Consider the following 19913-nt stretch of genomic DNA (forward strand, 5'->3'; position numbering starts at 1 on the left):
TCTCCTTGAGATTTTGACAGGGGTGGCGGTAGCCAGGTAGCGCTACCATCTGATAGCACGAATGATAGCGCTACCAGTTGAAGCGTCAAGCGGCCCGGAGCTAGGGGTTTGTACGGATCAGGCGCTGTCGCGATCGACGATCGAGAAGCCAATGTCGACCACGCGCGGGTCGACCTGCCGTCCTTCCGCACGGTCCACGATGAAGCGCGCGGCCTGCCGGCCGATGGCCTTGCTATCGATGCGCACCGTGCTCAGCGCCGGGTTCAGGTCGGCCGCGAACTCGAGATCGCCGAAGCCGACCACCGCCAGCTGCGCCGGCACCGCGATGCCGAGCGCCTGCGCCTCGGTCATCACGCCGAGCGCGAGCAGGTCGGAACTGCAGAACACGGCGTCGATGTCCGGCGCGGCCGCGAACAGCTCGGCCAGCGCGCGGCGGCCGCTCTTCATCGTGGTCGGCGCCGGCACGTAGATCAGCCGCACCTCGCGCAGGCCGGCGGCGCGCGCCGCGTCCTGGAAAGCCTGGTGGCGCCGCCGCGAGCGCTCGTCGTCGCCGGCCACCACCGCGAGCCGGCTGCGGCCCTTGCTGCGCAGGAAGTCGACCACCGCGCGCCCGACCTCGGCGTGCGAGAAGCCGACCAGCATGTCCAGCGGCGTGGGTGTGAGGTCCCAGGTCTCGACCACCGGAATGCCCGCGGCCAGCAGGCGCTTGCGTCCCTCGGCCGAATGCATGATGCCGGTGAGCACGATGCCATCCGGCCGGCGGCCGATGATAGCCTCGAGCAGCGCATCCTCGCGCGACTCGGCGTAGCCGCTCTGGCCCAGCATGAGTTGGTACCCGCTCTCGGCGAGCGCCTCGGTCAGCGCCTGCACGGTCTGCAGGAACACCGGCCCGGCGATGGTCGGCACCACGGCGGCCACCAGCCGGCTGCGCGTCGAGGCCAGCCCGCCGGCCAGGCCGTTTCGCACGTAACCCGTGCGGGCCACCGCGTCGGTGACTTTCTTCAGCACCTCGGCCGACACCTGCGCCGGCGTATTGAGCGCACGCGAGGCGGTGATGGGCGCCACGCCGGCGAGCTTGGCGACGTCGTGCAGCGTGACGGCGCCGCTGCCGCGGCGGCTGCGGCGTGCCGGGAGGGCCTCGGGGTTCATGAGTTGGATTCTAGCGGGGAGATAGCGCTACCAAAAGAACGCTGGCTGAGCCAGGGCGCGGCGCGGCATACTGGCGCTCCCCACCTCCTCCAGCCCGCCCAGCATGACGCCCGGAACGCAAAAGATCTCCATTCCCGTCGGCGACAGCGTGAGCGTCTCCGCGCTCGCGCAGGTGCCGGCCGATCCGACGGCCTGCTACGTGTTCGCTCACGGCGCGGGGGCGGGCATGGCGCATCCGTTCATGAGCGCGGTATCGGAGGGCCTGGCCGCACGGAAGATCGCGACCTTGCGCTACCAGTTCCCGTACATGGAGCTCGGCAGCAAGCGTCCCGATTCACCTCGCGTTGCCCATGCCGCGGTTCGCGCCGCTGTGGCGCGGGCCTCCGAGATGTTCGGATCGCTTCGCCTGTTCGCCGGCGGCAAGTCATTCGGCGGCCGGATGAGCTCGCAGGCGCAAGCGCTGGCGCCGCTGCCCGGCGTGGCCGGCCTGGTCTTTCTGGGTTTTCCGCTGCATCCGGCCGGCACGCCTTCGACCGAGCGCGCTGCGCATCTGTCCGACGTGCAGCTGCCCATGCTGTTCATTCAAGGCACCGAGGACAAGCTCGCAGAGCTCGGCCGGATTCGCGCGGTGGTCGAGGCACTGGGAGACCGCGGGTCGCTGATGGAGGTCGCCCATGCGGACCATTCCTTTCACGTGCCGCGGCGCTCGGGCCGCAGCGACGACGAGGCGATGGAAGAGCTGCTCGACGGCATGGCGCTCTGGATGCACGCGGGGCACGTGGCCACGCCGTAGTCTTTCAGGATGCGCTCAGCGCAGCGCGCGCAGCCCCGCGAAGGGGGTGGCCGCGCAGAGGCCTTGCCCGTCCTGCACCCAGCACAGCGGCCCGTCGCCGTGCTCCAGCAACAGCAGCCTGGTGCCCGGTGCAAAGCGGCCATCGGGAGCCGCGTCGGCCTGCGCCGCGGCGTAGTAGAACGGCTGCTCGGCCACCACCTGGTGCGTGAACCGCTTCGGCGGCGGCTTCAGGTTCGCGTCCGGCACCAGCGCGGAATCCGGCAGCACCGCCGCCTTCGGACGCAGCATTCGCGGCATCGTCGGCCTCTCAATGGTCTATCAGGCTGCCTTCCGGCAGGACCTTCGGCGCGAAGATCGGCAGCGCGTGCGGATGCTCTTCGTCGGCATGCACGGCCATCAATCCTGCTTCGGCCATGGCCTGAAGGTCGGGCAGCGAATACGGCTCGGCGGCGCCCAGGTCGACCACATAGCCCAGGTCCTGCAGGCTCGCCACCGTGAGCCGGCTCAGCGGGTTGTTCGTCGCTGCGATGAAGCCGGACATCAACTCGTTCTTGAACACCGTCTCGCGCCAGTGGCTGTCCACCGTGCCGGGGCCGCCGGTGTTCTCGACCGGCACCGGCGTCGGCCCGGTGCCCTTGAGCGCGCCGTATTCCTTCTTCGCCGTCGTGCCGGTGAAATGCGGGTTGATGGTACTGGCGCCGGTCAGCAGGCCCTTGACGGTCCAGATCGTGCCGATGCCGATCACGTGGCCCATCTCGTGGGTGATCACGTCGACCAGGGTACCGTCGGCCTGCATCTTCGCGAGGTCCGCGGTATCGAAGGACATGAGCCCCTTCGCCGGCAGGAAGGCGTTGGCGCCGGCCGAGGCCGGGCGCAAATGCGTGGGGCCGGCCTGCCCGAGGATCTTGCCCGGGCCGTCGATCGGAACGCCCTGCGCCATGATCAGCAGGTCGTCGATCACCTCGCCGCTCACGATCACGCTGGGCAGGTCGCCGACAATGACCTTCGACCATCGTTTCGCGGCCGTCTTGAATGCGTTCTTCTGCGTCGCCGTCAGGCCGCCGACGAAGCGCACCTCGATCTCGTAGGCTGACTTGATCGCCGCCGCGCTGGCATTCGCCTTCACGCTGGCGTGTGCAATGAAGGTCTCGATCGCCCCCGCCTTCTTCCTGGTGGTTGCCATCGTTCGCCTCTTGGAGGGCCTGTTCGCTCAGGCGTACCGCACGGGCGGATTGGAGCGCTTCACCAGCAGCTCGTCGGCGACCTCCACCGCGCGGTGGCCCATCACCGCGACCGGATAGCTGCCGATCATGACGTTGTCGAAGGTGATGGTCGCGTAGCGGAATTCGGCGCCCAGCGCGGCCGCGGCGTCCTGCAGGCATTCGGCCACCGAGGGCAGCCCTTCGCGCTCGTAGCGCCGGGTACCGTCGCCGATACCGACATACGAGTTGAAGTTTCGTTCGCCGCACTTGGTGATTTCTACGGCAGGCTCCATCGCTTTCTCCCAGAGTTCGGGGGCGATTGTGTTCAGGCCCGCCTGCGGCCGGTAGTAGCCATTGGTATTACCCGGCCGTCCGTCGTACTCAGGCCGACGCGTCTTTGCGCTATTGACGCGGGCAGGGCACCGGCGCGGCAGCACGCCGCGCCGGCAGCACATCCGTCAGCTGCGCGTGCGCGCTTCGTCGCGCAGCAGCTTGATCTGGTCGTGGTTGCGCTGCGCGCCCTCGGCCTGGCGTTCGACCACCGCGCGCACGTCGGCCGGCAGGTTCTGCTTCAGCGCCTTGCGGTAGCGCGCCATGGCTGCGTCTTCGCCGCGCTCGCACTCCTCGAGCATCGAGAGCTCGCTGTTGGCGCCCACCATGCCCTTCACATGCACCCAGCCGCGGTGCACCGCGCCGGCGGCGGTGCCGCCTTCGGCCGGCTTGCCGCCGTAGCCCAGGATCAGCTGCGCCAGTTCGCTGGCCGCCTGGCCGCAGGACGCGGCGCGGTCGTTGAACAGCTGCTTCAGGTTGGCCGATTTCACTTCCTCGGCGCAGGTGCGAAAGCCGTATTCGCCGTCGCGCGAGTTCTCGAGCAGATCGTTCAGCACGTCGACGACGTCGTCGGCGGCCAGAATTCCGGTGTCCGTTGCCATGATGAAAATACTCCTTGGTTGCCTCCGCGAGGAGGGTTGCTGGAGTTCTCATGATTGCGCCGCACCGGGCCCGGAACGTCAGTGCCGCCTGACGGCGCGTGTAGGGTTTCGTCGCCCCGGGGCGGGCCGCTGCTCAGGCGAGCATGAGGTCGTCGAGCAGCCGATAGTCCGGCAGCGTCGTGTCGATCTCGCGGCCGGCGCGCAGCACGGCACGGTCGAACTGCGTGCGCGCAAGCATCTCGGAATAGCTGCGCGCCTTGAGCACCAGCAGGTCGGCCATGGCGCCGGACTTCAGCACGCCGTGGGCCGTGCCCATGATCGCGGCCGGCGTCTCGGTGGCGGCGCGGATCCAGTCGGAAAGCGGATGGTCCAGGTGCAAGATCTTCACCGCCTGGGTGAAGGTGTCCAGCATGTCGTGGTCGCCGTAGGCGTAGAAGGGATCGCGGCAGTTGTCACCGGCCACCGCCACGCGCAGGCCGCGCGCCTTCATCTCATGCAGTACCGTCACGCCGCGCCAGCGCGGCGTGCGCGCTTCCTGGCTGCGGTCCTGCAGGTACATGTTGACCGTGGGCAGGCTCACGATGTCGATGCCGGCGTCCTTGCAGGCGGCGATGGTTTCTTCGATGAACTCGTCGGTCTGCAGCGCAAGTGCGGTGCAGTGGCCGCACAGGATGCGGCCGGCGAAGCCCTGCGCCACCGCGGTGCGCGCGACGCGGATCAGCGCGCGCGAGCGCGGATCGGTGGATTCGTCGACGTGCAGGTCGAGGTCGAGCCCGCGTTCGGCGGCGAGCTGGAACACGCGCACCAGCGCATCGTCCAGGTCCGGCGGCATCGGGTCGCCGGGGTAAGCGCCCGAGCGCGTCACGCAACCCAGCCGGCCGCCGCTCTCGGCGACGATGTCGGCGAGCTGGCGCCCTTCATCGGTCAGGAAGATGTCGAGCGGCGCGATCGACGACACCTGCAGCTCGATGCGCCCGGCCCAGCGCTCGCGCAGCGCGCGGAACACGGGAAACGAGATCGCGGCCTGCGGCGCCAGCGAGTCGAGGTGCGTGCGGATCGCGACCACGCCCTTGGCATAGGCGGTCGCGAGGCCGAACTCCATGCGTCGGTGCACGTCCTCGGCGTTCCAGTGCGCGTTGCGGTCGCGCTGCGTGGCCATCGAGGCGCCGGCGCCGTCGCCGGTCGGGTTGGCCTGGCGCGGCCAGATGTGGCCCTTGTCCAGGTGCGTGTGGCAGTCGACCATCCCCGGCAGCAGCATCGAGGCGTCGAGGTCGGGGCCGAGCTCGGCCGGCAGCGTGCCCGCGGGCTCGATGGCGGCGATGCGGCCGTGGTCCACCAGCAGGTCGATGGGCGCGAGTTCATCGTCGGCGCCGGTCGGCACATCGGCCTGGACGAGGCAGCGGGGCGCACGCAGGTTGCGCAGCGCGAAGCGGGGGCTGGCGGGCGGATGAAAGAAGGCGTGCGTCATTGCAAGAATCGTAACGAGCTCCGGCCGTCGCAAGGAGCATGCCGAGGGTCGTGCCGTCGAACTGTCCGACAGGCAGAGCCGATGCGTACCGATCCGGCGGGCGCGTGGCGGCGCTAGCTTGGAGAGCCGCAATCCATGGAAGGATCTCCCCATGCCCCATACGAAACTCAAGGGAATGAAAGTCGCCATCCTCGTCGCCGACGGCTTCGAGCAAGCCGAGATGACCGAACCCCGCAAGGCGCTCGATGCCGCCGGCGCCGACACCCAGATCGTCTCGCCGGCGAACGGCGGCGTGCGCGGCTGGAAGCACCATGACCCGGCCGATGTGTTCGAGGTCGACGTGCCGCTTGCGCAGGCGGCCGCGCACGAATTCGATGCGCTGCTGCTGCCCGGCGGCGTGATGAATCCGGATGCGCTGCGCATCAACGAGCAGGCCGTGGCCTTCGTTCGGGATTTCGTCAAGGCCGGCAAGCCGGTGGCCGCGATCTGCCACGGACCCTGGACGCTGATCGAGGCCGACGCGGTCGAGGGCCGCACGCTGACGTCCTGGCCCTCCTTGCGCACCGACCTCACGAATGCCGGCGCCAAGTGGGTGGACCGCGAGGTCGTGGTCGATGGCAGCTTGATCACGAGCCGCAAGCCGCAGGACCTGCCGGCCTTCGACCGCGAGATGGTCAAGCTGTTCGCCGGGGCGCGGGTGCACGCCTGAGCGGCCGCGCGCCTGCAGCCCTACCGGTAGCTGCGCGCGTCCTCGATCACCTTGCCGTCGTTCGGCAGGCTGCCGGGCGCCACGAATTCGACGGCACCGCGCAGCTTGGTGACGTCGCGGATCGCTTCGGCGATGCGTTCCGCCAGGCCTTCGGCGGCCGCACCACATTCAAGCCTGAGCGTCATGCGGTCGTCGCCCATCTCGCCTTCGACCACCAGCCGCGCGCGCTGCACTTCCGGAAAGCGCCGCGCGATCTCGGCCACCTGGCCGGGATGCACGAACATGCCGCGCACCTTGGTGGTCTGGTCGGCGCGGCCGAGCCAGCCCTTGATGCGGGTATTGGTGCGGCCGGTGGGGCAGTGCCCCGGCAGCACGGCCGAGAGATCGCCGGTGCCGAAGCGGATCAGCGGGTAGTCGGGGTTCAGCGTGGTGACGACGATCTCGCCGACCTCGCCCTCGAGCACCGGGTCGCCGGTGCCCGGGCGCACGATCTCCACGATCACGCCCTCGTCGAGCACCAGGCCTTCGCGCGCCGAGGTCTCGTAGGCCACCAGGCCCAGGTCGGCCGTCGCATAGCACTGCGTGCCGGCCACGCCGCGCTCGGCGATCCAGTCGCGCAGGCTGGGCGGAAAGGCCTCGCCCGACACCAGCGCCTTGGTCAGCGAGGGCAATGCGATGTTCTTTTCCGCAGCCTTCTCGAGGATGATCTTGAGGAAGCTCGGCGTGCCCGCGTAGCCGGCGGGCTTGAGGTCGGCGATGGCTTCCACCTGCTGCTCGGTCTGGCCGGTGCCGCCCGCGAACACGGTGCAGCCGAGCGCGTGGGCGCCGCTCTCCATGAGCGCGCCGGCCGGCGTCATGTGGTAGCTGAAGCAGTTGTGCACCAGCTCGCCGCCGCGAAAGCCCGCGGCATGCAGCGCACGCGCGGTGCGCCAGTAGTCGCGCGCTTCGCCCTCGGGTTCGTAGATGGTGCCGGGGCTGGCGAACACGCGCGTCATGCGCGGGCCGAAGTGGATCGCCGCGAAACCGCCGAAGGGGTCGTTCGCACGCTGGGCCTTCTGTCGTTCGAGCAGCTCGGATTTGCGCGTGACCGGAATCTTCGCCAGCGCCTCGCGGCTCGTGATATCTTGGGCCTTGACGCCATCGAGGATCTTGGCGAAGGCCGGCGCCGCGGTCTGCGCCTGCCCAATTTGTTTGGGAAGCGCCGCCAGCAAGTCCTGCTCGCGCTCCGCGGGGTCGCGCACTTCCAGCTTGTCGTAGAAATCGGTCATGCGAGCCACCTCTTGCGCCGCTTGTAGCTTTTGACGTCGCGAAAGCTCTTGCGGTCCGCGCCGCCGACGCCGAGGTAGAACTCCTTGACGTCCTCGTTCTCGCGCAAGCTCTGCGCCTCGCCGTCCATCACGATACGGCCGTTCTCGAGGATGTAGCCGTAGTCGGCATAGCGCAGCGCCATGTTGGTGTTCTGCTCGGCAAGCAGGAAGGTCACGCGTTCCTTCTCGTTCAGGTCCTTCACGATGCCGAACACCTCTTCCACGATCTGCGGCGCCAGGCCCATCGAGGGCTCGTCGAGCAGCACCATGGTCGGGTTGGCCATCAGCGCGCGGCCGATGGCGCACATCTGCTGCTCGCCGCCCGAGGTGTAGGCGGCCTGCGAGGTGCGCCGCGTCTTCAGGCGCGGGAAGTAGGCGTAGACCTTCTCCAGCGTCTCGGCGACGGCGGCCTTGCCGTCGGTGCGCGTGTAGGCGCCGGTCATCAGGTTGTCCTCGATCGTCAGGTGGGCGAAGCAGTGGCGCCCCTCCATCACCTGGATCAGGCCGCGCTTGACCAGCTCGGCCGGCGTGAGCGCCTCGATGCGCTCGCCGCGCAGCTCGATCGTTCCCTTGGTCACGGCGCCGCGCTCGCCGGCCAGCAGGTTGGAGACCGCGCGCAGCGTGGTCGTCTTGCCCGCGCCGTTGCCGCCGAGCAGCGCCACGATGCCGCCCTCGGGCACCTGGAGCGAAACGCCCTTGAGCACCAGGATCACGTGGTTGTAGATGACCTCGATGCCGTTGACGTTGAGGACGATGTTGGCGCTGCTCATGGGCGTGACCGTTTCCAGATCAGGATTGGCAATCCTCAGGGGGGCGGGCAGTGAGCTTCTTTTCGGCCGCGTACTTGGCGGCGGTGCTCTTGACCATGGGCTTGATCACCTGCTCGTCGCCCTGCAGCCAGTCGGAGGTGAACTTCCATTCCTTGCCGTCCCAGGTGTGGATGCGTGCCCACGATGCGCCCATGTGGTCGACGCACGAGGTGCTGATCGGCCGCATCACGCCCGCAAAACCCAGCGCGTCGAGCTTGGCCTGTGTCAGGTTCAGGTTCTCCAGGCCCCAGCGCACCTGTTCGCCCGTCATCACCTTGCCCTTGCCGAAGCGCTCCTGCGCCGCACGGATGCCTTCGATGCCGATCATCGCGCTCATCGCGCCGCGCACGTAGAGCACCTGGCCGACGTCGGCCTTCGGCCCGGTGCCTTGGCCCTTGTCGTGCACCATCGCGAGCGCGTCCTTGACGAACTTGGCCTGCGGCTCGGCGCCGTGCTGCATCGTCACGGCGTTGTAGCCCTTGGCGCCGTCGCCGACGTCCTTCACGTCCGGCTCCGCGCCCGCCCACCAGACGCCGTACATCTTCTCGCGCGGGTAGCCGGTGGCTTGCGCTTCCTTCAGTGCGGTCGAGTTCATCACACCCCAGCCCCAGAGCAGCACGTAGTCGGGCCGGGCCTGGCGGATCTGCAGCCAGGTCGCCTTCTGCTCGACGCCGGGCGCGGTGACTGGCAGCAATTGCACGTCGAAGCCATGCATCCTCGCGCGCTCCTGCAACAGCGGGATCGGCTCCTTGCCATAGGGGCTGTCGTGGTAGACCAGCGCGACCTTCTTGCCCTTCAACTTGTCCAGGCCGCCTTCCTTCTTGCCGATGGCCTGGACGATCGCGTCGGAGGCGACCCAGTAGGTGCCGGCGATCGGGAAGTTCCACTTGAACACCGTGCCGTCGGCGCTCTCGCTGCGGCCGTAGCCGACCGTGAGGACCGGAATCTTGTCTGCCGGCGCTTTCTCGGTGATGGCGAAGGTGGCGCCGGTGGACAACGGCTGCACGAACGACGCGCCCCGGCTCTTGAGGCGCTCGTAGCACTCGACACTGCGCGCGGTGTCGTAGCCGGTCTCGCACTCCTCCCAGGCCACCTTCACGCCGTTGATGCCGCCGCGCGCGTTGACCAGCTTCAGGTAGTCGACGAAGCCGTTGGCCCAGGGTGCACCGTTGGGTGCGAAGGCGCCGGTGCGGTACGACAGCACGGGAATGAACTGCTCCTTGGCCTGCGCGGAGGCGCCTGCGCTTGCAAGGCCCGCAAGGCCCGCGGCCAGGGCGATCAGGGGTTTGCGAAGTTTCATGGATGTCTCCTTGTCAGTTGGATGGAACACGGCGAGAAACTCAATGCGGGAAAGGCCACAGGCGCAGCTTCTGCTTGGCGGTCGACCAGAGCTTGGCCAGCCCGTGCGGCTCCACGATCAGGAACCAAACGATGAGGCCGCCGAAGATCATCAGCTCGGCATGCGCGATGCCGGCGGTGGAGATCTCGATGCCGAACAGGCCGGCCAGCACCGGCAGGAACTGGTTGAGGGCGATGGGCAGGATGACGATGAAGGCGGCGCCGAAGAAGCTGCCCATGATCGAGCCCAGCCCGCCGATGATCACCATGAAGAGCAGGCGGAACGAGTAGTCCACCGAGAAGGCCGAGGGTTCCCAGGCGCCGAGGTACACGAAGGCCCACAGTGCGCCGGCCAGGCCGATGATGAAGGAGCTGACCGCGAAGGCGCTGAGCTTGGCGTACATCGGCCGGATGCCGATCACCGCGGCGGCGACGTCCATGTCGCGGATCGCCATCCATTCGCGGCCGATCGCGCCGCGCACCAGGTTCTTGGCCAGGATCGCGATGATCACCAGCGCCACCAGGCAGAACCAGTACTTGCTCAACGCGCTTTCCAGCGGCAGGCCGAACACCTGCAGGTTCGACACCGCGACCGAGCCGGAAGGCGTGTCGAGCGTGAACCACTTGATGCGCAGGAACATCCAGTCGGCGAAGAACTGCGCCGCCAGCGTCGCCACCGCCAGGTACAGGCCGCGCACCCTGAGGCTGGGCAGCCCGAACAGGATGCCGAAGGCCGTGGCGCAGAGCCCGCCGAGGATCAGCGCGGGGATCAGCGGCATGCCCGGCACGCGGACGAAGAAGTTGTAGGCGCCGTAGGCACCGACGGCCATGAAGGCGCCCGAGCCGAGCGAGATCTGGCCGCAGTAGCCAACCAGGATGTTCACGCCGACGGCTGCCAGCGAGAAGATCAGGAACGGAATCAGGATGGCGCGGAACAGGTAGTCGCTCGCCATCAGCGGCACGCCGACGAAGGCGATGGCCAGCACCAGGGCAATGAAGACGCGGTCCTGCAGGATCGGGAAGACCTGCTGGTCGGCGCGGTAGGTGGTCTTGAACTGGCCGTTTTCTCTGTAGAGCATGTTCAGACCCGATCGATGATTTTTTCGCCGAACAGCCCCTGCGGCCGGAACAGCAGGAACACCAGCGCCAGCACGTAGGCGAACCAGATCTCGATGCCGCCGCCCACGTAGGGGCCGAGGTAGACCTCGGACAGCTTTTCGCCCACGCCGATGATCAGCCCGCCGAGGATCGCGCCCGGCACCGAGGTCAGCCCGCCGAGGATGACCACCGGCAGCGCGCGCAGCGCCACCGTCGCCAGCGAGAACTGCACGCCCAGCTTGCTGCCCCAGATCATTCCGGCCACCAGCGCCACCAGGCCCGCCACGCACCACACGGTGACCCAGATGCGCGCGAGCGGGATGCCGACGGATTGCGCCGCCTGGTGGTCGTCGGCCACGGCGCGCAGCGCGCGGCCGGTGCCGGTCTTCTGGAAGAAGAGCGACAACAGCACCACCAGCGCAGCCGCGATGACCGCCGCGATCAGGTCTTCCTTGTTGAGCAGGATGCCGCCCTGGAACACCGTGTCGAAGGCGAAGATCGGATCCTTGGGCATGCCGATGTCGATCTTGTAGATGTTGCTGCCGAAGATCGTCTGGCCCAGCCCGTCGAGGAAATAGGCGATGCCCAGCGTGGCCATCAGCAGGGTCGCGCCGTCCTGGTTGACCAGGTGGCGCAGCACCAGCCGCTCGATGGCCCAGGCGAGCGCGAACATCAGCGCCCCCGCGAGCACGAAGGCCGCGATGTTGGCGAACCAGGGGTTGGCGATGCCGCTCCAGACCGGCACCCATTCGGCGAAGCGCGCCATCGCCAACGCGGCGAACAGCACCATCGCGCCCTGGGCGAAGTTGAAGACACCCGAAGCCTTGAAGATCAGCACGAAGCCCAGCGCGATCAGCGCGTAGAGCATGCCGACCATCAGGCCGCCGAACAATGTCTCGAGGAAGAAGGCCATGCTAGTGCTCCGTCCCGAGATACGCCCGGATCACGTCTTCGTTGCTGCGCACCTCGTGCGGCGTGCCGTCGCCGATCTTCTTGCCGTAGTCGAGCACCACCACGCGGTCGCTGATGTCCATCACCACGCCCATGTCGTGCTCGATCAGCACGATGGTGGTGCCGAACTCGTCGTTCACGTCGAGGATGAAGCGGCTCATGTCCTGCTTCTCCTCCACGTTCATGCCGGCCATCGGCTCGTCGAGCAGCAGCACCTGCGGCTCCATCGCGAGCGCGCGGCCGAGGTCCACGCGCTTCTGCAGGCCGTAGGGCAGGCGGCCCACCGGCGTCTTGCGGTGCAGCTGGATCTCGAGGAAGTCGATGATGCGTTCGACGAACTCGCGCTGCGCGATCTCCTCGCGCTCGGCCGGGCCCCAGCGCAGCGCCTGGGCGAACAGGCCGCTCTTCATCTTGAGGTTGCGCCCGGTCATGATGTTGTCGAGCACGCTCATGCCCTTGAACAGCGCCAGGTTCTGGAAGGTGCGCGCCACGCCCATCTCGGCCACCTGGCGCGGGTTCATGTGGTGGAAGGTCTGGCCGCGGAAGGTGATGGAGCCCTGCTGCGGCTGGTAGACGCCGTTGATGCAGTTGAGCATCGAGCTCTTGCCCGCGCCGTTGGGGCCGATGATGGCGCGCACCTCGTGCTCGCGCACGTCGAAGCTGATGTCGGCCAGCGCCTTGACGCCGCCGAAGCTCAAGGAGATGTTCTGCACGTCGAGGATGACCTCGCCGATCTTGCGTGCGCTGCTCACTGGCTGACCTCCGCGCCATGCGCTGCGGTGCTGTTCGACTTGGGAGCGGCCCGGCGTCTCATGCCGCCGCCTTCAGGGTCGGATACGTCTTCGCTTCCACGATCTTCAACGTGGCATTCACCACGCCCGTGCGTCCGTCCTCGAACTTGACCTGGGTCTCGATGTACTGCTCGGCCTTGCCGCCGTAGAGCGCATCGACCAGCACGCGGTACTTGTCGGCGATGAAGCCGCGCCGCACCTTGCGCGTGCGCGTGAGCTCGTCGTCGTCGGGGTCCAGTTCCTTGTGCAGCACCAGGAAGCGGGCGATCTGAGTCTCGCCCATGCCGTCCTCGCTCGCGAGATCGGCGTTGACCTTGGCGATGCATTCGCCGATGAGCGCCAGCACCTCGGGCTTGCCCGCGAGGTCGACGTAGCCGCCGTAGGCCAGGCCGCGCCGCTCGGCCCAGTTGCCCACCGCCTCGTAGTCGATGTTGACAAAGGCGCAGACCTCGTCGCGCTCGTTGCCGAAGCACACCGCTTCCTTGATCTGCGGGAAGAACTTGAGCTTGTTCTCGATGTAGTTGGGCGCGAAGATCGCGCCGCCGGCGAGCCGGCCCACGTCCTTGGCGCGGTCGATGATGCGCAAGTGGCCTTCGGCATCGATCACGCCGGCATCGCCGGTGTGGAAGTAGCCCTCGGCATCGAGCACCTCGGCCGTTGCGTCGGGGCGCTTGTAGTACTCCTTGAGCACCGACACGCCGCGTACCAGCACCTCGCCGTCGTCGGCGATCTTGAGCTCGATGCCAGGCGCCGCGCTGCCCACGGTCTGCAGCTTGACCTTGCCGTCCTGCTGCAGGCACACATAGGCGCAGGTCTCGGTCTGGCCGTAGAACTGCTTGAGGTTGACGCCGATCGAGCGGTAGAAGCGAAACAGGTCGGGCCCGATCGCAGCGCCTGCGGTGTAGGCCACGCGGATGCGGCTCATGCCCAGCACGTTGCGCAGCGGCCCGTAGACCAGCAGGTCGCCGAGCGCGTACATCGCCCGGTCGCCCAGGCGCACCGGCGCGCCGTTCAGCAGGTCGGCGCCCACGCGCTGCGCCAGCGCCATGAACTTCGCATAGAGCCAGCGCTTGGGCGCGGCCGCGTCCTCCATGCGGATCGAGACTGCGGTCAAGAGGCCTTCGAAGGTGCGCGGCGGGCCGAAGTAGTAGCTCGGCCCGATCTCGCGCATGTCGTTCATCACCGTCTCGCTCGACTCCGGGCAGTTGAGCGTGAAGCCGCCCACCAGCCATTGCGCCACCGAGAACAGGTGGTCGCCGACCCAGGCCATCGGCAGGTAGCTCATGAGGTTGTCGCCGGGGCCCAGCTTGTCGGTCTCGACGCCGCCGCGGCCTGCGGCGATGAAGCTCGCATGCGTCTGGCACACGCCCTTGGGCCGGCCGGTGGTGCCCGACGTGTAGAGGATCACGGCGACGTCACCGGGCTCCACGCTCGCCGCGCTTTCGTCGAAGAAGCGCGGGTGTGCGGCATCGAAGGCGCGGCCCAGTTCGCGCAGCTTGTCGTAGCCCAGCAGGCCGGGCTGGTCGTAGTGGCGCAACCCGCGCGGGTCGTCGTAGACGATGTGGCCGATGCCCGCACCCTGCTTCTTCAGCTCGCGGCATTCCAGCAGCTTGTCGACCTGCTCCTGGTCCTCGGCGATCACGAATTCGATCGATGCATCTTCCAGCATGAAGACCATCTCGCCGGCCACCGCGTCCTGGTAGAGCGGCACCGGCACGCCGCGCAGGCTCTGCGCGGCGAGCACCGCCACATAGAGATGCGGCCGGTTGGCGCCGACGATCGCGAGGTTGTCGCCGGCCTTGAAGCCCAGGCTGGCGAGCCCGCAGGCGATCTCGCGCACCTCGCGGGCCACCATCGCCCAGCTCCAGGTCTGCCAGATGCCGAGGTCCTTTTCGCGCATGGCGGGCGCGTCGGGCTGCTGCGCGGCGTGGGCCAGCAGCAGGCGGGGGAATGTGTTGACTTTGGTCTGCACGATGGGGCGGACTGTAGAACCAAGCTTGTCGTTATCTTGTCGTTTCAACGACAATCCTAGGGACACCCCTCCCCGGAGTTTCCCGATGACCCTAGGCAGTTCCAGCGGCACTTCGTCGATCCGCGATCGCGTGCGGCCGGCCACGCTCGAAGAGCTGGCCAACATTCCCTGGTTGCGCACGCTCACGCCTGTCGAGCGGCGCCGCGCCGAAGCGGCCGTGGTGGTCGGCGAGGCCGAGCCCGGCGACCTGGTGTGCCGCATCGGCCGGGCGCCGACCTACTGGTTCGGCGTGGTCGAGGGGCTGCTCAAGATGAGCAACGACAACGCCGACGGCACCTCGATGACCTACAGCGGCCTGCCGCCGGGCGGCTGGTTCGGCGAAGGCACTGCGCTCAAGCGCGAGCCCTACCGCTACAACATCCAGGCGCTGCGCCGCAGCGTGGTGGCGGGCCTGCCGATCGACGACTTCCACTGGCTGCTCGACCACTCGATCGGCTTCAACCGCTTCGTGATGAACCAGCTCAACGAAAGGCTCGGCCAGTTCATCGCCGCGCGCGAGGCCGACCGGCTCAACAACCCCGATGCGCGCGTGGCGCGCAACCTCGCGGCGCTGTTCAACCCGGTGCTGTTCCCCGGCGTGGGCGAGCTGCTGCGCATCACGCAGCAAGAGCTGGCCTACCTCATCGGCCTCTCGCGCCAGCGCGTCAACGAGGCGCTGCGCACCTTGCAGGCGCAGGGCGCGATCCGTGTCGAATACGGCGGGCTTCGGGTGCTCGACCTCGCGGCCCTGCGCGTGGGGGCTGTGGGAGGCAGGGGCGGCGCTTGAGGCTTCAGGCGGCGGGCGCGCGCTGGGGCAGGGGAATGCTCGGGTCGTGCAGGAGGGTCCGGCGCACCAGCTTGTCCTGGGCATAGGGCCGAAGGTAGGCGGCCGTTTCCTCGACCGGGCAGTGCAGCCAGTCGTCGATCCACGCCTCGCGGAGAAAGACCACCCAGCGCTGCTCGCGCTGATCCATGGCGGGCAGCGTCAGCAAGGCGAAGCTTTCCACGCACTCGCCCTCCGGCGAGCGCCATCCGTTCCACAAACCCGCCATCGCCAGCGGCTGGCCGTCGACACGCGAGACGCGCACCACGGCCTCATGGTGCTCGCCGCGGCGAAACAGCGCGTCGGCCAGGACTACGCAGCGATGCCCGCGCTTCCACGGCTGGTGGAAGTTGCGCTCGCTGGCGGCGGTCTCGCCGCGCGCTTCGAAGGTGAAGGGGTATTCGCGCTCCTTGGCGAAGAGGGGAATCAGGCCCCAGCGGCCCGGGGCGATCTCGAAGCGGGCCGCGGCGGCGCTGCCCTCGCGGTCGGCGCGCGGCCGGCGGATGAAGAGTCCCTGCTCGCCCGGCCGAACCAGCGGCGCCTGCGCAGCACACGCGAGGCCGAAGAGCTCGGCGTAACGGCGCTGATCGCGGGTGGGCTCGTATTGGATCGGCATCGGCCGACTTTAGAAAGCCGACTCGCGTTTCGTCAACTCGCCTTTAGCATCAGTGCCGCACGGCGCATCGCCGTCAATGAACCATTTCACGAGATCGCCCATGAATTCATCCCAGCTCACCGTCATCACCGGGGCTTCCCGCGGCCTCGGCCGCGCCATGGCCGAACAATTGCTGCAGCCCGGGCAGCGCCTGCTGTGCATTTCGCGCCAGGCCGACGAGCAGCTCGCCGCGCGCGCCCGCGAAGCCGGCGCCGAGCTCGAACAGTGGCAGCAGGACCTGGCCGAGCCGGTCGCGGCCGCGGCGCGGCTCACCGCCTGGCTGCAAGGCCTGGAGCCGAAGGCCTTCGAGCGCGCCACCCTGATCAACAACGCCGGCACCATCGGCCGCCCGCGCCCCTTGTCGCAAGCGGTGCCCGCGGAGTTGGCGCACGCATTGCGCGTCGGGCTGGAGGCGCCGATGCTGCTGAGCTCGGCTTTCCTCGCCGCCACCCGGGGCTGGCGTGCCGAGCGCCGCGTGCTCAACATCTCCTCGGGGCTCGGGCGCAATGCGATGGCCAGCCAGGCGCCATATTGCGCGGCCAAGGCCGGCATGGACCACTTCTCGCGCGCGGTGGCGCTGGAAGAGGCGGCGCTGGGCGGCGGCGCGAAGATCGTCTCGCTCGCACCCGGCGTCATCGACACCGACATGCAGGTGCAACTGCGCGGGGCGGAGGCCGAGATGTTCCCGGACCGCGCGCGCTTCGAGCGGCTGAAGGCAGAGGGCCAGCTCGACACGCCGGCCACCGCGGCGGCGAAGGTGCTCAAGTACCTGGCGCGTGCGGACTTCGGTACCCAGCCGGTGGCCGACGTTCGGGACGCGGGCTGATTCGCCGATTCCGCTTTCAGCCGGGCAGCGCGAGGCGCGGTGCGGCGCGGCTCAGCAGGCTGCACGCCTGGACCGCGCAACCGGCATCGACGAGCGCGCGCGAGAGCACGTCCTTCAGGCGCGCGATGTCCGCGCCGGCCGACGCGTGGACGGCCTCCGCCACGATCAGCACCTGCCGCGTCTCGCCACGCACGGCCGAACGCGCGCTCTGGCGGTGGCACCAGCGCCGCGCGTGCGCATGCGAATGCGCGTCCGCAAAGATGATCTCGCCGCCGGCGGGCGCCTCCTGCACGCCGGCGAAGTCCTCATGGCTTTCGCTGCCGTTCGCGAAGCGCACCTCCAGCGATCCGGCGATGTGCGCGAGGTCGAAAACCGCGATCGGGGTGGCGAAAGCCATCGAGTGCGCATTGCAGAGGTCCACCAGCGGATGCAGCGGCGGCAGGGCGTCCTCCTTGCGGAAGCGGCGCAGCAGCGATTCCGCCGCGCAGCGCACCTGGGTGGGCTTCTGGCCCATGGACGAGAACACGCGCCGCCAGGCCTGGATCTCCGGGAACTCGCCTTCCGGGCCGGCGGCCAGGCGCGCACGCGCGATCGACTGCTGCGCCTCGACTTCGGCGGCCACGGCCAGCCGGGGCGTCACGCCCTCGGCCACCCATGCGCAAGGCACCAGCGCGGGATGCGCGGACCAGATCTCGTCACGATGAAAGAAAACACTCGGCACGGCGCTTGTCCTGAGTTGATCAGCCGCCGAGTCTCGAACAGCGCGCCCGCTCGCGTCTTGAACGTTATTGCAGCCGGCCCGTGGAGGCGGCGCGCTGCCAGGCACCCGGCGTGAAGCCGAATTGCCGCGCGAAGACGCGCGTCATGTGGCTCTGGTCGGCGAAGCCGCTGGCTAGCGCCGCCGCGGCCAGCGTGTCGCCTTCGCGGATGCGTCGCCGCGCACGCTCGGCGCGCTGCTGCAGCAGCCACGCGTGCGGCGGCATGCCGTAGGCGGCGGCGAAGCGGCGCAGCAACTGGTACCTGCCGAGCCCTGCCATGGCCGCGAGCTCGGCGAGCGAGGGCGGCGCGAGCAGCTCGTCGGCGATGCGCTCGCGCACCTGCGCGAGGTCAGGGTTCACATCCGCGGACGGCGCGGCGTTGGCGTGGTGCGCGAGCATCAGGCCGCAGGCCTGCACCAGCGATTCCTCGCACGCCAGCGCATCCGCATCCGTGCGCCGGCCCGCGTCCCAGTTCTCCAGGCGCCGCAACAGGCGGACCAGCACCGCGCGCAGCCGCGCATCGCGGATCACGGGGTGCGTCCATTCCACCTCGCCGGCCGGACGCTCCGGCCCGGTCATCGAGGCCAGGACCTCGGTTTCCAGGTGGACCATGTGCCAGCGCCGGGACGCCAGGCCCTGCGCGGGCCGCCCGTCATGCACTTCGCCGGGATTGCTCGCGAGCAGGTCGCCCGCGCAGGCCTCCACCTGGCCGCGTCCGCTGGCGGACTTGTGCGCCCCCTGCGCCAGCACGCCGACGCCGAAGCTCGCATGCGAATGCCTGGCGAAGCTGCGCGCGCTGTCGGTGTGGACGCTGTGGACGCCCGGCCAGGGCGAGGCGATCACGCGGCACCGGTGGCGGGGCGCGGAGGAGGACATCGCTACTCGATCGTCGCGCCCGAAGCCTTCACGATGTCGCGCCACTTCAGGTAGTCGGTCTTCAGCAGCGTGCCGAACTGCTCGGGCGTCATGCCTTGCGGCTCGGCGCCCTGGGCGATGATCGCGGCCTTCATTTCCGGCGTGGCCAGCAGCTTATTCACCTCGGCGTTCACCGTGACGACGATCTCCTTCGGCGTGCCGGCCGGCACGAAGAGCCCGTACCAGGTGCTGACGTCGAAGTCCTTGTAGCCCAGCTCGGCGACGGTCGGCACCTCGGGCAGCGAGCTGCTGCGGCGCGCCGAGGTCACGGCCAGCGGGCGCAGCTTGCCGGCCTTGATCTGCCCCATGGCCGAGGGCAGCGAGGACACCATGAGGTCGACATTGCCGGCCAGCACGTCCATCAGCGCGGGGTTGGAGCCCTTGTAGGGCACGTGCCGCATCTTGATATTGGCCGCGGTCTTGAAGATCTCGCCGGCCAGGTGGATGGTGGTTCCGTTGCCGGGCGAGCCGTAGGTGATGCTGTCCGGCGCGCCGCGCGCGGCGCTCACCACGTCGGCCAGCGTCTTGAACTTCGACTCGGCGCGGGTGACGATCACGACCGGCGTATAGGCCACGTGGGCCACGGCCGTCAGGTCCTTGGTGGGGTCGTAGCTGAGGTTCTTGTAGAGCCAGGGCGCGACGACCATGTTGTCCTTCTGGCCCATCACCATGTCGTAGCCGGTGGGGGCGGCGCGCACGGCCTCGGCGATGCCGATGGTCCCGCCGGCGCCCGCGCGGTTGTCGGGCACCACCGTCCATTTGCTGACTTCGGTGAGCTTGGTCGCCACCAGCCGCGACAGGATGTCGGTGCCGCCGCCGGGCGGGAAGGGCACGATCAGGCGCACCGGCTTGGCGGGATAGGGCTGGGCCTGCACGGCGGCGAACGCCAGTGCCAGGACGGCGGAGGTCAGCAGCTTTCGGATCATGGGGTTGTCTCTTCGTTTCAGGCGCAGCCTGAATGCCGCGCGATGGGCCGGCGAGTGTGCCGGATCGGGAGCAACGGAGGGTACGCGATTCGAGATGGCCGCCTTATCGAATCGCGAATTCCCGCGTGCGCGGCGCGGGAAGCCGAGGCTCAGTGCAGGGTCTGCGCGCCGGGGTTGGTGCGCGCATCGCTGCGGCGCTGCAGCGCGGCGATGCCGGCCATCATGGCCGCGCCGTAGGTCGGCATCGGCCCTTCGGCGGCATCGATGGGGCGGCAGTCCGAGCCGTCCTGCTTCTGCAGCACCCAGTAGAAATGACCGGCGATCGGCTCGTCGACGATCAGTGCAATGGCTTCCGTGTCCATGGTGTCCTCTTCCTTCCATCCAAGCATCGGGTTGTACGCAGGCAGAGGACGAATCGATAGCAACGAATTCACAGGAAGACACTCGAGGTC

The 19913-nt window shown here is 68.7% G+C and carries 22 protein-coding genes; 4 read left to right on the plus strand and 18 right to left on the minus strand.

Translation table 11 applies throughout. From position 1 onward, the window contains the following. Positions 1-117 precede the first annotated feature (117 nt). The gene (locus AC3A6B_RS05060; RefSeq protein WP_487835665.1) at positions 118-1149 is read right to left on the minus strand and encodes a LacI family DNA-binding transcriptional regulator; all 1032 of its coding nucleotides are present in this window, start codon (positions 1147-1149) and stop codon (positions 118-120) included. A gap of 103 nt (positions 1150-1252) precedes the next feature. On the opposite strand from AC3A6B_RS05060, the gene AC3A6B_RS05065 reads away from it, so the two are divergent. After that, positions 1253-1942, plus strand: a complete 690-nt coding sequence (locus tag AC3A6B_RS05065) for an alpha/beta hydrolase family protein (RefSeq protein ID WP_487835666.1) — start codon at positions 1253-1255, stop codon at positions 1940-1942. A gap of 15 nt (positions 1943-1957) precedes the next feature. Here the strand turns inward: AC3A6B_RS05065 and AC3A6B_RS05070 are convergent, their stop codons facing one another. The 5 genes from AC3A6B_RS05070 to AC3A6B_RS05090 form a co-directional block, all read right to left on the minus strand. Further along, a complete protein-coding gene (locus AC3A6B_RS05070; protein ID WP_487835667.1) occupies positions 1958-2239 on the minus strand; it encodes a hypothetical protein in 282 nt (93 codons plus the stop codon). 10 nt (positions 2240-2249) lie between these two features. Next, positions 2250-3125, minus strand: coding sequence for a leishmanolysin-related zinc metalloendopeptidase (locus tag AC3A6B_RS05075; protein WP_487835668.1), 876 nt, complete (start codon positions 3123-3125; stop codon positions 2250-2252). A 27-nt stretch (positions 3126-3152) separates the two neighbouring features. Then, the gene (locus AC3A6B_RS05080) at positions 3153-3437 is read right to left on the minus strand and encodes a hypothetical protein (RefSeq protein ID WP_487835669.1); all 285 of its coding nucleotides are present in this window, start codon (positions 3435-3437) and stop codon (positions 3153-3155) included. Between the two features lie 165 nt (positions 3438-3602). After that, positions 3603-4076 (minus strand): ferritin-like domain-containing protein, encoded by a 474-nt coding sequence (locus AC3A6B_RS05085; protein WP_487835670.1) that lies wholly within the window; start codon positions 4074-4076, stop codon positions 3603-3605. Between the two features lie 133 nt (positions 4077-4209). Next, the gene (locus tag AC3A6B_RS05090) at positions 4210-5544 is read right to left on the minus strand and encodes a cytosine deaminase (protein ID WP_487835671.1); all 1335 of its coding nucleotides are present in this window, start codon (positions 5542-5544) and stop codon (positions 4210-4212) included. Between the two features lie 151 nt (positions 5545-5695). Here AC3A6B_RS05090 and AC3A6B_RS05095 point away from each other — a divergent pair, with 151 nt between their 5' ends. Beyond that, entirely contained in the window at positions 5696-6253 is a 558-nt protein-coding gene (locus tag AC3A6B_RS05095; protein WP_487835672.1) for a type 1 glutamine amidotransferase domain-containing protein, read from the plus strand. A 20-nt stretch (positions 6254-6273) separates the two neighbouring features. Here AC3A6B_RS05095 and AC3A6B_RS05100 read toward each other — a convergent pair whose 3' ends face one another. Genes AC3A6B_RS05100 through AC3A6B_RS05130 form a run of 7 tightly spaced genes read right to left on the minus strand, consistent with a single transcriptional unit; the run spans position 6274 to position 14519 of the window. Beyond that, positions 6274-7521, minus strand: a complete 1248-nt coding sequence (locus tag AC3A6B_RS05100) for a phenylacetate--CoA ligase family protein (RefSeq protein ID WP_487835673.1) — start codon at positions 7519-7521, stop codon at positions 6274-6276. Next, positions 7518-8330 carry an ABC transporter ATP-binding protein gene (locus tag AC3A6B_RS05105; protein WP_487835674.1) on the minus strand — a complete coding sequence of 271 codons (813 nt, stop codon included), beginning with the start codon at positions 8328-8330 and terminating at the stop codon, positions 7518-7520. The genes AC3A6B_RS05100 and AC3A6B_RS05105 overlap by 4 nt, the downstream gene beginning before the upstream one ends. 19 nt (positions 8331-8349) lie before the next feature. After that, positions 8350-9669, minus strand: a complete 1320-nt coding sequence (locus tag AC3A6B_RS05110) for an ABC transporter substrate-binding protein (protein WP_487835675.1) — start codon at positions 9667-9669, stop codon at positions 8350-8352. Positions 9670-9709: 40 nt separating this feature from the next. Continuing rightward, positions 9710-10786: a branched-chain amino acid ABC transporter permease gene (locus AC3A6B_RS05115; RefSeq protein ID WP_487835676.1), complete on the minus strand. Its 1077-nt coding sequence runs from the start codon at positions 10784-10786 to the stop codon at positions 9710-9712. Between the two features lie 2 nt (positions 10787-10788). After that, a complete protein-coding gene (locus AC3A6B_RS05120; RefSeq protein ID WP_487835677.1) occupies positions 10789-11718 on the minus strand; it encodes a branched-chain amino acid ABC transporter permease in 930 nt (309 codons plus the stop codon). A 1-nt stretch (position 11719) separates the two neighbouring features. Beyond that, complete coding sequence (locus AC3A6B_RS05125) at positions 11720-12508, minus strand: ABC transporter ATP-binding protein (protein ID WP_487835678.1); 789 nt, start codon at positions 12506-12508, stop codon at positions 11720-11722. A gap of 58 nt (positions 12509-12566) precedes the next feature. After that, positions 12567-14519: an AMP-dependent synthetase/ligase gene (locus tag AC3A6B_RS05130; RefSeq protein WP_487835679.1), complete on the minus strand. Its 1953-nt coding sequence runs from the start codon at positions 14517-14519 to the stop codon at positions 12567-12569. A gap of 85 nt (positions 14520-14604) precedes the next feature. On the opposite strand from AC3A6B_RS05130, the gene AC3A6B_RS05135 reads away from it, so the two are divergent. Continuing rightward, positions 14605-15345, plus strand: a complete 741-nt coding sequence (locus AC3A6B_RS05135; RefSeq protein WP_487835680.1) for a Crp/Fnr family transcriptional regulator — start codon at positions 14605-14607, stop codon at positions 15343-15345. Positions 15346-15349: 4 nt separating this feature from the next. Here AC3A6B_RS05135 and AC3A6B_RS05140 read toward each other — a convergent pair whose 3' ends face one another. Next, positions 15350-15997: an SOS response-associated peptidase family protein gene (locus AC3A6B_RS05140; protein WP_487835681.1), complete on the minus strand. Its 648-nt coding sequence runs from the start codon at positions 15995-15997 to the stop codon at positions 15350-15352. Between the two features lie 100 nt (positions 15998-16097). Here AC3A6B_RS05140 and AC3A6B_RS05145 point away from each other — a divergent pair, with 100 nt between their 5' ends. Then, on the plus strand, positions 16098-16862 hold the full coding sequence (locus AC3A6B_RS05145) for an SDR family NAD(P)-dependent oxidoreductase (protein WP_487835682.1): 765 nt from the start codon (positions 16098-16100) through the stop codon (positions 16860-16862). Between the two features lie 16 nt (positions 16863-16878). Here the strand turns inward: AC3A6B_RS05145 and AC3A6B_RS05150 are convergent, their stop codons facing one another. The 4 genes from AC3A6B_RS05150 to AC3A6B_RS05165 all read right to left on the minus strand — a co-directional run bounded on the left by AC3A6B_RS05150 (position 16879) and on the right by AC3A6B_RS05165 (position 19823). Continuing rightward, positions 16879-17583: a B3/B4 domain-containing protein gene (locus tag AC3A6B_RS05150; RefSeq protein ID WP_487835683.1), complete on the minus strand. Its 705-nt coding sequence runs from the start codon at positions 17581-17583 to the stop codon at positions 16879-16881. A 64-nt stretch (positions 17584-17647) separates the two neighbouring features. Then, on the minus strand, positions 17648-18496 hold the full coding sequence (locus tag AC3A6B_RS05155) for a helix-turn-helix domain-containing protein (protein ID WP_487835684.1): 849 nt from the start codon (positions 18494-18496) through the stop codon (positions 17648-17650). 2 nt (positions 18497-18498) lie between these two features. Beyond that, on the minus strand, positions 18499-19461 hold the full coding sequence (locus AC3A6B_RS05160; RefSeq protein WP_487835685.1) for a Bug family tripartite tricarboxylate transporter substrate binding protein: 963 nt from the start codon (positions 19459-19461) through the stop codon (positions 18499-18501). Between the two features lie 149 nt (positions 19462-19610). Beyond that, on the minus strand, positions 19611-19823 hold the full coding sequence (locus AC3A6B_RS05165; RefSeq protein WP_487835686.1) for a hypothetical protein: 213 nt from the start codon (positions 19821-19823) through the stop codon (positions 19611-19613). Positions 19824-19913 lie beyond the last annotated feature (90 nt).

This window comes from Variovorax sp. Soil_C_33, assembly GCF_057656935.1.

Coding starts and splice junctions, on each gene's coding strand:
- AC3A6B_RS05165 (WP_487835686.1), bottom strand. CDS start 19,823: ATGGACACGGAAGCCATTGCACTGATCGTCGACGAGCCGATCGCCGGT.
- AC3A6B_RS05120 (WP_487835677.1), bottom strand. CDS start 11,718: ATGGCCTTCTTCCTCGAGACATTGTTCGGCGGCCTGATGGTCGGCATG.
- AC3A6B_RS05140 (WP_487835681.1), bottom strand. CDS start 15,997: ATGCCGATCCAATACGAGCCCACCCGCGATCAGCGCCGTTACGCCGAG.
- AC3A6B_RS05085 (WP_487835670.1), bottom strand. CDS start 4,076: ATGGCAACGGACACCGGAATTCTGGCCGCCGACGACGTCGTCGACGTG.
- AC3A6B_RS05160 (WP_487835685.1), bottom strand. CDS start 19,461: ATGATCCGAAAGCTGCTGACCTCCGCCGTCCTGGCACTGGCGTTCGCC.
- AC3A6B_RS05110 (WP_487835675.1), bottom strand. CDS start 9,669: ATGAAACTTCGCAAACCCCTGATCGCCCTGGCCGCGGGCCTTGCGGGC.
- AC3A6B_RS05135 (WP_487835680.1), top strand. CDS start 14,605: ATGACCCTAGGCAGTTCCAGCGGCACTTCGTCGATCCGCGATCGCGTG.
- AC3A6B_RS05155 (WP_487835684.1), bottom strand. CDS start 18,496: ATGTCCTCCTCCGCGCCCCGCCACCGGTGCCGCGTGATCGCCTCGCCC.
- AC3A6B_RS05095 (WP_487835672.1), top strand. CDS start 5,696: ATGCCCCATACGAAACTCAAGGGAATGAAAGTCGCCATCCTCGTCGCC.
- AC3A6B_RS05090 (WP_487835671.1), bottom strand. CDS start 5,544: ATGACGCACGCCTTCTTTCATCCGCCCGCCAGCCCCCGCTTCGCGCTG.
- AC3A6B_RS05060 (WP_487835665.1), bottom strand. CDS start 1,149: ATGAACCCCGAGGCCCTCCCGGCACGCCGCAGCCGCCGCGGCAGCGGC.
- AC3A6B_RS05065 (WP_487835666.1), top strand. CDS start 1,253: ATGACGCCCGGAACGCAAAAGATCTCCATTCCCGTCGGCGACAGCGTG.
- AC3A6B_RS05145 (WP_487835682.1), top strand. CDS start 16,098: ATGAATTCATCCCAGCTCACCGTCATCACCGGGGCTTCCCGCGGCCTC.
- AC3A6B_RS05070 (WP_487835667.1), bottom strand. CDS start 2,239: ATGCCGCGAATGCTGCGTCCGAAGGCGGCGGTGCTGCCGGATTCCGCG.
- AC3A6B_RS05100 (WP_487835673.1), bottom strand. CDS start 7,521: ATGACCGATTTCTACGACAAGCTGGAAGTGCGCGACCCCGCGGAGCGC.
- AC3A6B_RS05075 (WP_487835668.1), bottom strand. CDS start 3,125: ATGGCAACCACCAGGAAGAAGGCGGGGGCGATCGAGACCTTCATTGCA.
- AC3A6B_RS05080 (WP_487835669.1), bottom strand. CDS start 3,437: ATGGAGCCTGCCGTAGAAATCACCAAGTGCGGCGAACGAAACTTCAAC.
- AC3A6B_RS05115 (WP_487835676.1), bottom strand. CDS start 10,786: ATGCTCTACAGAGAAAACGGCCAGTTCAAGACCACCTACCGCGCCGAC.
- AC3A6B_RS05105 (WP_487835674.1), bottom strand. CDS start 8,330: ATGAGCAGCGCCAACATCGTCCTCAACGTCAACGGCATCGAGGTCATC.